Source organism: Pseudomonas sp. AC193 (genome assembly GCF_979258075.1).
The window spans coordinates 5,226,181-5,236,537 of the sequence record NZ_OZ409832.1 but is presented as its reverse complement, the minus strand read 5'-3'; the positions used below and the strand labels follow the sequence as shown (position 1 = coordinate 5,236,537).

At 59.9% G+C, this 10,357-nt stretch carries 8 protein-coding genes; all 8 read left to right on the top strand.

Translation table 11 applies throughout. The features are described from left to right. Nucleotides 1-188 precede the first annotated feature (188 nt). The 8 genes from ACZZ0D_RS23525 to ACZZ0D_RS23490 all read left to right on the top strand — a co-directional run bounded on the left by ACZZ0D_RS23525 (nucleotide 189) and on the right by ACZZ0D_RS23490 (nucleotide 10,232). Nucleotides 189-1,538: a TolC family outer membrane protein gene (locus ACZZ0D_RS23525; protein WP_463554412.1), complete on the top strand. Its 1,350-nt coding sequence runs from the start codon at nucleotides 189-191 to the stop codon at nucleotides 1,536-1,538. Nucleotides 1,539-1,571: 33 nt separating this feature from the next. Then, on the top strand, nucleotides 1,572-3,728 hold the full coding sequence (locus ACZZ0D_RS23520) for a type I secretion system permease/ATPase (protein ID WP_463554411.1): 2,157 nt from the start codon (nucleotides 1,572-1,574) through the stop codon (nucleotides 3,726-3,728). Beyond that, a complete protein-coding gene (locus ACZZ0D_RS23515) occupies nucleotides 3,718-5,085 on the top strand; it encodes an HlyD family type I secretion periplasmic adaptor subunit (protein ID WP_463554410.1) in 1,368 nt (455 codons plus the stop codon). The genes ACZZ0D_RS23520 and ACZZ0D_RS23515 overlap by 11 nt, the downstream gene beginning before the upstream one ends. A gap of 361 nt (nucleotides 5,086-5,446) precedes the next feature. Next, on the top strand, nucleotides 5,447-6,343 hold the full coding sequence (locus tag ACZZ0D_RS23510) for a TauD/TfdA dioxygenase family protein (protein ID WP_463554409.1): 897 nt from the start codon (nucleotides 5,447-5,449) through the stop codon (nucleotides 6,341-6,343). Nucleotides 6,344-6,361: 18 nt separating this feature from the next. Further along, nucleotides 6,362-7,387 carry an ABC transporter substrate-binding protein gene (locus ACZZ0D_RS23505; RefSeq protein ID WP_053116437.1) on the top strand — a complete coding sequence of 342 codons (1,026 nt, stop codon included), beginning with the start codon at nucleotides 6,362-6,364 and terminating at the stop codon, nucleotides 7,385-7,387. 5 nt (nucleotides 7,388-7,392) lie between these two features. Then, nucleotides 7,393-8,253, top strand: coding sequence for an ABC transporter ATP-binding protein (locus ACZZ0D_RS23500; RefSeq protein WP_053116438.1), 861 nt, complete (start codon nucleotides 7,393-7,395; stop codon nucleotides 8,251-8,253). 21 nt (nucleotides 8,254-8,274) lie between these two features. Further along, entirely contained in the window at nucleotides 8,275-9,141 is an 867-nt protein-coding gene (locus ACZZ0D_RS23495; protein ID WP_212546384.1) for an ABC transporter permease, read from the top strand. A gap of 173 nt (nucleotides 9,142-9,314) precedes the next feature. Continuing rightward, the gene (locus tag ACZZ0D_RS23490) at nucleotides 9,315-10,232 is read left to right on the top strand and encodes a LysR family transcriptional regulator (RefSeq protein WP_053116440.1); all 918 of its coding nucleotides are present in this window, start codon (nucleotides 9,315-9,317) and stop codon (nucleotides 10,230-10,232) included. The last annotated feature ends 125 nt before the right edge of the window (nucleotides 10,233-10,357 follow it).

Sequence of the window (10,357 nt, the reverse complement as noted above, 5' to 3'; positions counted from 1 at the left end):
CTGGGTGCCATCCTAAACAATCGCCCCAGTAATGTCACATTGATATTTCCGCGGCGACCCGTCCTTCAGCGTGTGATCCAGTTCCTGTTTTGAACTTTCCGACATACGGTCAATCTGGTTGCCATCATCCGACGCAGCGCCCCGTTTTTGCTGTGATTCAAGACAAGAAGTTCTGGGAAATTCCTACCATGCGTTCGCCCCTGCTTTTCGCCGTACCCTTCGCTCTCGCCGCCTCTTTTGTACAAGCACAATCCTTACCAGAAGCCATGCAGCAGGCATTGGATGTCCATCCGGAGATCCAGGCAGGGGTCAGCAGTCGTTTGGCGGCGGATTATCAATTAAGAGCAGCGAAAGGTGGATACCTGCCGAAGGTCGATCTGCTGGGTGGTTATGGCCGTGAGGGCACCGACAGCGTGACCACGCGCGCCGATTCCGGTAACCACTACGAAGCCCTGAACCGCAGCGAGTCAAGTTTACGTCTCTCGCAAATGGTTTTTGACGGTTTTGCCACTTCCAGCGAAGTCGGGCGTCAACAAGCCACCGTTAACTCCCGCGCTTACTCGTTGCTCGGCACTTCCGAGCGCACCGCGTTGACCGTCGCCCAGGTTTATCTGGACGTGCTGACCCGTCGCGAGTTCGTGCGTCTGGCCGAAGAAAACCTCAAGAGCCACCAGCGCATCTACGACCAGATCCAGCTGCGCACTCAGCGCGGCGTCGGCAGCGGCGCCGACCTCGATCAGGCCGAAGCGCGTATGGCTCAGGCCCGCAACAATCTGATCACCGAGCAAACCAACCTCGCCGACTCGGAAACCAACTTCCTCAGCGCCGTCGGCCAGATGCCGGATCAGCTGGAGCGCCCGGCGCCGTTCATCGCGATGATGCCGGCCAACCTCAATGAAGCGCGCACGCAGATGGTCGAAAACAGCCCGATCCTGCGTTCGGCCGAGTCCGACATCGCCGCTGCCGAGAAGCAGTATGAGACCGCCAAGTCGACCTTCTACCCGCGTTTCGACGCTGAACTGGGCCGCACCGCCGACAACGATATCGATGGCCAGAACGGTCACAACAACGAGTGGCAAGCCATGCTGCGCATGCGCTTCAACCTCTATTCCGGTGGCAGCAACAAGGCTGATCTGGAATCGAAGTCGTACCTGTCGAACCAGGCGTTGGACATCCGCAACAACGCCCTGCGTCAGTTGAACGAAGAGCTGGGCCTGGCCTGGAACGCCTTGAACAACGCCAACGCGCAGGTGCCGATCGCGCAGCAATACGTCGATCACAGCACCGCCGTGCGCACTGCTTACCAGCGTCAATTCAGCCTCGGCGAACGCACCCTGCTCGATTTGCTCGACAGCGAAAACGAGCTGTTCACCGCATCGCGGCGTCTGGCTGAAATCAAAAACATTCAGTTATTTACTCAGTACCGAATCAAGGCGACCATGGGCGAGTTGCTCAGAAGCCAGGGAGTGGTCGCGCCGTTGGCATCCGTTGTGCAGAACGACGTGAAGCCCAAGGTTCAGCTGCCTGGGATGAATTGAGTTATCCCTTTCAACTGTTAAAGAGTGTCGAGCGTGGAATCAGAAGTCAGTCGAGTTCATCTCAGTCATGATCCACGCGCGTTGCACGACGATCCGTTACTGGATGGTCTGCTCGCCCTTTGCATGCTCCATCAGAAGCCTGCCAGCGCGGCGATGCTGACCACCGGCCTGCCACTGCCCAAACAACGTTTGAGTGTCGAGTTGCTGCCCCGCGCGGCGGCTCGCGCCGGCCTGCAAGGGCGGGTGTTGCAGCGCAAACTGGAAGAAATTCCGGCGATCGCCATGCCCGCGCTGTTGCTGCTCAAGGATGGCCGCAGCGCCGTCCTGTTGGGCTGGCAAGGTGACGACGAAGCGCGGGTGCTGCTCAGCGAAAGCGACGGCGGCGAGTCCGTGGTCAGCCGCGAACTGCTCGCCGACGATTACACCGGCAAAGTCTTCTTCGCCCAGCCGCAACACAAATTCGACGTAAACCACGGCACGCTGATTCCGCGCGCTCGCTCGTGGTTCCGCGACACCCTCAAGCGTTCGCGCTGGCTGTATGCCGATGCGATTGCCGCAAGTTTCCTGATCAACATCATTGCGATGGCCGCGCCGCTGTTTGTGATGAACGTCTACGACCGCGTGGTGCCGAACCAGGCCGAAGCGACCCTGTGGGTCTTGGCCCTCGGGATTACCGGCGCTTACCTGTTCGACCTGATCCTCAAGAGCCTGCGCAGTTTGTGCCTGGATCTGGCCGGCAAGAAAACCGACCTGATCATCTCGGCGACGCTGTTCGAGCGCATCGTCGGCATGTCGATGAAGTATCGCCCGGCGCGAGTCGGCAGCTTTGCGCAGAACATTCACGAGTTTCAGAGCCTGCGCGATTTCCTCGCCTCGCTGACCCTGACCAGCCTGATCGACCTGCCGTTCACCATCCTGATCTTTATCGTCATCGCCATTCTTGGCGGGCATCTGGTGTGGATTCCGGTGCTGGCGTTCCCGATTGCCTTGCTGATCGGCTACGCCTTGCAGAAGCCGCTGGTGGCCACGATGGAACGCACCATGGCCCTCGGCGCCGAGCGTCAGTCGAGCCTGATCGAAACCCTCGCCGGCCTCGACGCGGTCAAGGTCAACAACGCCGAAAGCGAACGCCAGTACCAGTGGGAACAGACCATCGGCACCCTCAGCCGCCTCGAACTGCGGGTGAAAATGCTCTCCGGTCTGGCGATGAACATCACCTTGCTGATCCAGCAACTGGCCGGGGTGATCATGATCGTCTTCGGCGTGTACCAGATCATCGACGGGCACCTGAGCATGGGCGGTCTGATCGCTTGCTACATGCTCAGCGGCCGCGCGCTGAGCCCGCTGGCCTCGCTGTCCGGTCTGCTGACCCGCTATCAACAGGCGCGGGTAACCATGACCTCGGTCGATCAAATGATGGAGCTGCCACAAGAGCGCAACTTCGAAGAGCGCCCGCTGAGCCGCAAGGTTTTGCAAGGCGCCATCGAATGCCGCCAGCTCAACTTCACCTACCCGGAACAACAGAACCCGGCGCTGAAGAACATCAACCTGGTGCTTCGTCCCGGCGAAAAAATCGGCATCATCGGTCGCAGTGGCTCGGGCAAAAGCTCCCTGGCCAAACTGCTGGTTGGCCTCTATCAGCCGGACGATGGCGCCTTGCTGGTCGACGGTGTGGACATTCGCCAGATCGACGTCAGCGAGCTGCGCTACAACATCGGCTATGTGCCACAGGACATCCAACTGCTGGCCGGCACCCTGCGTGACAACCTGGTTTCCGGTGCGCGTTATGTAGAAGACGAACTGGTGCTGCAAGCCGCCGAACTGGCCGGCGTCCACGAATTCGCGCGTCTGCACCCGCAAGGCTATGAGCTGCAAGTCGGCGAGCGTGGGCAGAACCTCTCCGGTGGCCAACGGCAGAACGTCGCGCTGGCCCGCGCGCTGTTGCTCAATCCGCCGATTCTGCTGATGGATGAACCCACCAGCGCGATGGACAACACCGGCGAAGAACGCCTCAAGCAACGCCTCGCGGCAGTGATTGAAAACAAGACCGTGATACTGGTCACGCACCGGGCTTCACTGTTGTCGCTGGTCGATCGCCTGTTGGTGGTCGACCGTGGTCAGATTCTCGCCGATGGCCCGAAAGCCGCCGTGATGGAAGCGTTGAAGAAGGGGCAGATCAGTGTTGCTTAAGTCGGGTTTCAAGGATTCGATCCGTCGTTACTTCAAGGGCTCGGCATCGTTGCAGGGCCAGCCGCTGCCGGAGGTCAACAAGGCGCTGATCGAGGACGCCCCGCGCGTCGTGCGCCTGACCATTTGGGCGATCATTGGCTTCTTCGTCTTCCTCATGCTCTGGGCCAATTTCGCCGTGATCGACGAAGTGACCAAGGGCGACGGCAAGGCGATTCCGTCGTCGAAGATCCAGAAAATCCAGAACCTTGAGGGCGGGATCGTCTCCGAACTGTACGTCAAGGAAGGCCAGATCGTTGAGGCCGGCGCACCGCTGATTCGTCTCGACGACACGCGTTTTGCCTCCAACGTCGGCGAAACCGAGGCCGATCGTCTGTCGATGCTGCTGCGCGTGGAGCGTCTGAGCGCCGAAGTCGATGACCGTCCGCTGAATTTCCCCGAGGACGTGCTGAAAGCCGTGCCGGGCCAGGCGAAAAGCGAAGAGTCGCTGTACATCAGCCGCCGCCAGCAACTGCACGACGAGATCGGCGGTTTGCAGGAGCAGTTGATTCAGCGTCAGCAAGAGCTTCGCGAATTTGGCTCCAAGCAAGGCCAATACCGCCAGCAACTCGGCTTGCAGCGTCAGGAAATCAACATGTCCGAGCCGTTGGTGGCGCAGGGCGCGGTTTCGCCGGTTGAAGTCTTGCGACTGAAGCGCGCCGAAGTGGAAACCCGTGGTCAGCTCGATGCCACAACTTTGGCGATTCCGCGTGCCGAATCGGCGATCAAGGAAGTGCAGCGCAAGATCGACGAGACGCGCGGCAAATTCCGCAGCGAAGCGCTGACCCAACTCAACGAGGCGCGCACCGACCTGAACAAGGCCAGCGCTACCGGCAAGGCGCTGGAAGATCGCGTCAGCCGTACGTTGGTTACCTCGCCGGTGCGGGGCATCGTCAACAAGTTGCTGGTCAACACCATCGGCGGCGTGATCCAGCCGGGCAGCGATCTGGTGGAAATTGTGCCGCTGGACGACACCTTGCTGGTCGAAGCAAAAATCCGCCCGCAGGACATCGCGTTCCTACATCCGGGCCAGGAAGCCACGGTGAAATTCACCGCGTACGACTACACCATTTATGGTGGTCTGAAAGCCAAGCTTGAGCAGATCGGTGCCGACACCATTACCGATGAAGACAAGAAGACCACGTACTACGTGATCAAGGTGCGTACGGAGCGCAGCCATCTGGGTACGGATGACAAGCCGTTGCTGATCATTCCGGGGATGGTGGCGTCGGTGGATATCATTACCGGCAAGAAATCGGTGTTGAGCTACCTGCTCAAACCGATCATCCGCGCGCGGGCTGAGGCACTACACGAGCGTTGATTCTATGGTGGCTTCGCTGGCCTCATCGCGAGCAGGCTCACTCCTACAGGAATCGCATTTCTCCAGATGAAATGCGATCCCTGTAGGAGTGAGCCTGCTCGCGATAGCGTCAGCCGAAACGCCACATCTCTGTCAGCAAGTGACAAAAACCGTCACTCACCACCCAGTCCATTCCTCACCATTCGCCATATCGTTATTCATTAACGGTATTTAATTTCCGATTCTTATAGCTATAAAGTCACTCCCCTGCGTACCTGCCGACCAATCGGCGCGCCGCACGACCTGAACCGACACGCAATCCAGCGTGAGTGTCTGATCGACGAGCGCGCCCATGAGCGCGCCGTGCGTGGGAGATTGAAAGATGTCCGCAGCTACTGCTACCCCAAGCGCCGCGAGCGCCGCGCCGCAAACCTTCGAAATTCGCCCGTTCAGCGGTGCCGTTGGCGCTGAGATCATTGGCCTCGACCTCGCCCGGCCGATCAATGATCAAGACTTTGCGCGCATCCATCGCGTGCACCTCGATCACCACGTTGTGGTGTTCCGCGATCAGCAAATCACCCCGCAACAGCAGATCGACTTCAGCCGCCGCTTCGGTGTGTTGCAGATTCACGTACTCAAACAGTTCCTGCTGGCCAATCACCCGGAAATTCTCATCGTTTCCAACATCGTCGAAAACGGCCAAAACATCGGCCTCGGCGACGCCGGCAAATTCTGGCACTCCGACCTTTCCTATAAAGAGCTGCCGAGCCTTGGCTCGATGTTGCATGCGCAAGAGCTGCCTTCCGAGGGCGGCGACACCTTGTTCGCCGACATGCATAAAGCCTGGGACAACCTGCCCGCCGAGCTGCGTAAAGCAGTCGAAGGGCGCAGCGCCGCGCATTCCTACACCGCGCGTTACAGCGAAACCAAATTCGAAGGCAACTGGCGCCCGACGCTGACCCCGGAGCAACTCGCTCAGGTCGCAGAGGTGGTGCACCCGGTGGTGCGCACGCACCCGGAAAACGGCCGCAAAGCGCTGTTCGTCAGCGAAGGTTTCACCACGCGCATCGTTGGTCTGCCGGACGACGAGAGCCAGCAACTGCTGAGCGAGCTCTACGCCCACAGCGTGTTGCCGCAAAACATCTACCGCCATCAGTGGCAGCCCCACGACCTGGTGTTCTGGGACAACCGTTCGCTGATCCACCTCGCCGCCGGCTGCCCCGCGCACCTGCGCCGCAAGCTGTATCGCACGACCATTCAGGGCGACGCGCCTTTCTGATTTGCCGGAGATTCGATCATGTCCAAACGACTTCCATTTGCCCCGCTGGCCGCCGCCATCGGCCTCGGTTTCAGCCTGATTGCCGGCAGCCTGGTCGCACCGACCGTGGCCCACGCCGAAGGTGAAATCCGCATCGCCGAACAGTTCGGCATTGTCTATTTATTGCTCAACGTGGTGCGCGATCAGGGCCTTATCGAGAAGTACGGCAAGCAAGAAGGCATCGACATCAAGGTCGACTGGACGCAGCTCTCGGGCGGCGCTGCGGTCAACGATGCGCTGTTGTCCGGTTCCATCGACATTGCCGGTGCCGGCGTCGGGCCGCTGCTGACCATTTGGGATCGCACCCACGGCAAGCAAAACGTCAAAGCCGTCGCCTCGCTGGGCAACTTCCCTTACTACTTGGTCAGCAACAATCCGAAGGTCAAAACCATCGCCGATTTCACCGAGAAGGATCGCATCGCAGTGCCGGCGGTTGGCGTTTCGGTGCAGTCGCGCTTCCTGCAGTACGCGGCGGCCAAGCAGTGGGGCGACAAGGAATTCAATCGCCTCGACAAATACACCATCGCCGTTCCGCACCCGGACGCCACGGCTGCGTTGATCGCCGGCGGCACCGAGCTGACCGGGCATTTCTCCAACCCGCCGTTCCAGGATCAGGCGCTGGAAAATCCTAACGTTCACGTCGTGCTCAACTCGTATGACGTGCTCGGCCCGAACTCGCCGACGGTGCTGTTCGCCACCGAGAAATTCCGCGAGGAAAACCCGAAAACCTACAAAGCCTTCGTTGAAGCACTGACCGAAGCGGCGCAATTTGCGCAGAACGATAAGGGCGCGGCGGCCGACACCTACATCCGCGTGACCAAAGCGAAAATCGACCGCGCCGCGTTGCTGAAAATCATCGACAACCCGCAGTTCGAATTCAGCGTGACGCCGAAAAATACTTATCCACTGGCCGAATTCCTCTACCGCGTCGGCGCGATCAAAAACAAACCTGAATCGTGGAAGGACTATTTCTTCCAGGACGCCAAACCGCTGCAAGGGAGCTGATCGAGATGAACGCCCCTTTGCAAGGCCACGCGGCCAGCAACCTGATCGTCAACCGCGAAGCGCTGTTGGCGGTCGATCATGTCAGCCTCGAATACCGCACGCCGCAACGTGTGGTGCGCGCCACGCACCAGGTCAGTTTTGAAATTGACCCGGCCGATCGCTACGTGCTGCTCGGCCCGTCCGGTTGCGGCAAATCGACGTTGCTCAAAGCGGTCGCCGGTTTTATTCAACCGTGCGAAGGCGAGATCCGTCTGCAAGGCCAGCGCGTCGACGCGCCAGGGCCGGACCGGATTGTGGTGTTTCAGGAATTCGATCAACTGCCGCCGTGGAAAACCGTCAAACAGAACGTGATGTTTCCACTGCTGGCGTCGCGTACGCTGAAGAAAAAAGAAGCCGAAGAACGCGCGCTGCACTATCTGGAAAAGGTCGGGTTGGCGGCGTTTGCTGATGCTTATCCGCACACCTTGTCCGGCGGCATGAAAGCGCGCGTGGCGATTGCCCGGGCGTTGGCGATGCAGCCGAAAATCCTCTTGATGGACGAACCGTTCGCCGCGCTGGATGCGCTGACCCGCCGCAAGATGCAGGAAGAATTGCTGCTGCTTTGGGAAGAAGTGCGCTTCACCCTGTTGTTCGTCACGCACTCGATTGAGGAGGCGCTGGTGGTGGGCAATCGCATCCTTTTGCTGTCGCCGCATCCGGGGCGGGTGCGCGCCGAAGTGCACAGCCATCAATACGATCTGCACAGCCTCGGTGGCGTGGCGTTTCAGGAATCGGCGCGGCGCATTCATCGTCTGCTGTTCGACGAAGGCCAGTCGCCGGAAACCGAGCGTGACCACGACTTCAACGACATTCGCATCGCCTATTGAGCGGCCAGGAGGATCAACCCGATGAGCCAGTCATCATCTGTGCGTGAAGAATTCGAAATTGTATTAGAGCCACTGACGGAAGTGCCGGTCGAACGCGAACTGTCCCTCGGTACGCGGCTGTGGCAACAGGGTTGGCTGCGCAAAAGCCTGATCCTGATATTGCTCGCGGTGCTTTGGGAAATCGTCGCGCGGGTGCAGAACAACGATCTGTTGCTGCCGAGTTTTCTGCAGACCAGCCATGCGCTGTACGACGGCCTGCTCAGCGGCGAGTTGTTGAGCAAGGTGTGGATATCCTTGGTGGTGCTGCTCAAGGGTTATCTGATCGGCATCGTTCTGGCGTTTGCCCTGACGACACTGGCCGTGTCGACCCAGTTTGGGCGCGATCTGCTGAGTACACTGACCTCGATGTTTAACCCGTTGCCGGCGATTGCCCTGCTGCCATTGGCGTTGCTGTGGTTTGGGTTGGGGCAGAACAGCCTGATTTTTGTGCTGGTGCATTCGGTGTTGTGGGCGTTGGCGCTGAATACTTATGCCGGGTTTCTTGGGGTGTCTGAGACGCTGCGCATGGCCGGGCGCAATTATGGTTTGAAGGGATTGCGGCTGGTGCTGTTCATCCTCATTCCTGCGGCGCTGCCGTCGATTCTGGCCGGGCTGAAAATTGGCTGGGCGTTTGCCTGGCGCACGTTGATCGCGGCGGAATTGGTGTTCGGTGCGACCAGTGGCAAGGGTGGCTTGGGCTGGTACATTTTTCAGAATCGTAATGAGCTGTACACCGACAAGGTGTTTGCCGGGTTGGCGGTGGTGATTCTGATTGGTTTGCTGGTGGAGAATCTGGTGTTTGACACGCTGGAGCGGGTGACGGTGAAGCGCTGGGGGATGCAGCGGTAATTTGCGGTGGGGCGACGGGCCTCTTCGCGAGCAAGCCCGCTCCCACAGGGGATTGCATTCCAAATGTGGGAGCGGGCTTGCTCGCGAAGGCGTCAGTGATGCCACCGCCACACTTGCAGGATGTTTGCTAGCATTGCACCCAGATCAATCCTGATCCGCCACGAGTGCTCGCCATGCAGCTTCCGGACATGAACCTTCTGGTCGCCCTCGACGCTTTGCTCGACGAGGGCAGTGTGGTCGGCGCCGCGCGGCGGATGAACCTCAGCCCCGCCGCGATGAGCCGCACCCTCACGCGAATCCGCGAAGCCATCGGTGATCCGATCCTCGTGCGCGCCGGCCGTGGCCTGGTGCCAACCCCCAAAGCACTGGAATTACGTGAGCAGGTGCGCGACGTCGTCGAACAAGCCGCGCTGCTGTTCCGCTCCGCTGACACGGTGGAATTGGGCACGCTGCGCCGACGCTTCAGCATCCGCGCCAATGACTTTTTCATCGGCGTCTACGGCGGCAAGCTGTTCGACACCCTCGACCAACAAGCACCGCACTGCGAGCTGCGTTTTGTCCCCGAGGGCGATGGCGATGATGAAGCGCTGCGCGAAGGACGGATCGATCTTAGCGTCAGCAACACCCGGCCGGTCAGCCCTGAAGTGAAAGTGCAGAATCTGTTTTCCACGCATTTCGTTGGGCTGGTTCGTGAAGATCATCCGCTGCTTGACGGGGAGATCACCGCTGAACGCTACGCCGGTTTTTCCCATATCAGCATGTCGCGCCGGGGTATCGCTCGGGGCCCGATTGATACGGCGCTGAACGCGTTGGGGCTGGAGCGGCGGGTGGCGGTGATTGCGCCGAGTTTTCATGCGGCGATGTTTGCCTTGCCGGATTCCGATCTGATTCTGCCGGTGCCCAAGGAAGCGCTGCTCAGCGTGCGGCGATTGGGTTTGAAGCTGCGCTCGTTCGACCTGCCGATTCCGCTGCCGACCTTGATGCTGACACAAGCCTGGCATCCGCGTTTCGACAAGGATCCGGCGCACCGCTGGCTGCGGGAAACCCTGAAAACCTGCTGCGACGAAACCTGGCTGGCTGCTCAACCTTAATCACCAGCCATCACAAAACTCCCTGTGGGAGCGGGCTTGCTCGCGAAAGCTTCATTCGCCGCAACATAGATTTCGACTGATACCGCTTTCGCGAGCAGGCTCGCTCCCACAAGGGTTCTGCATTG

Bases quoted from the DNA above. Each gene is read 5' to 3' on its own strand.
- ACZZ0D_RS23525 (WP_463554412.1), top strand. From the start codon at position 189: ATGCGTTCGCCCCTGCTTTTCGCCGTACCCTTCGCTCTCGCCGCCTCT.
- ACZZ0D_RS23510 (WP_463554409.1), top strand. From the start codon at position 5,447: ATGTCCGCAGCTACTGCTACCCCAAGCGCCGCGAGCGCCGCGCCGCAA.
- ACZZ0D_RS23505 (WP_053116437.1), top strand. From the start codon at position 6,362: ATGTCCAAACGACTTCCATTTGCCCCGCTGGCCGCCGCCATCGGCCTC.
- ACZZ0D_RS23500 (WP_053116438.1), top strand. From the start codon at position 7,393: ATGAACGCCCCTTTGCAAGGCCACGCGGCCAGCAACCTGATCGTCAAC.
- ACZZ0D_RS23495 (WP_212546384.1), top strand. From the start codon at position 8,275: ATGAGCCAGTCATCATCTGTGCGTGAAGAATTCGAAATTGTATTAGAG.
- ACZZ0D_RS23490 (WP_053116440.1), top strand. From the start codon at position 9,315: ATGCAGCTTCCGGACATGAACCTTCTGGTCGCCCTCGACGCTTTGCTC.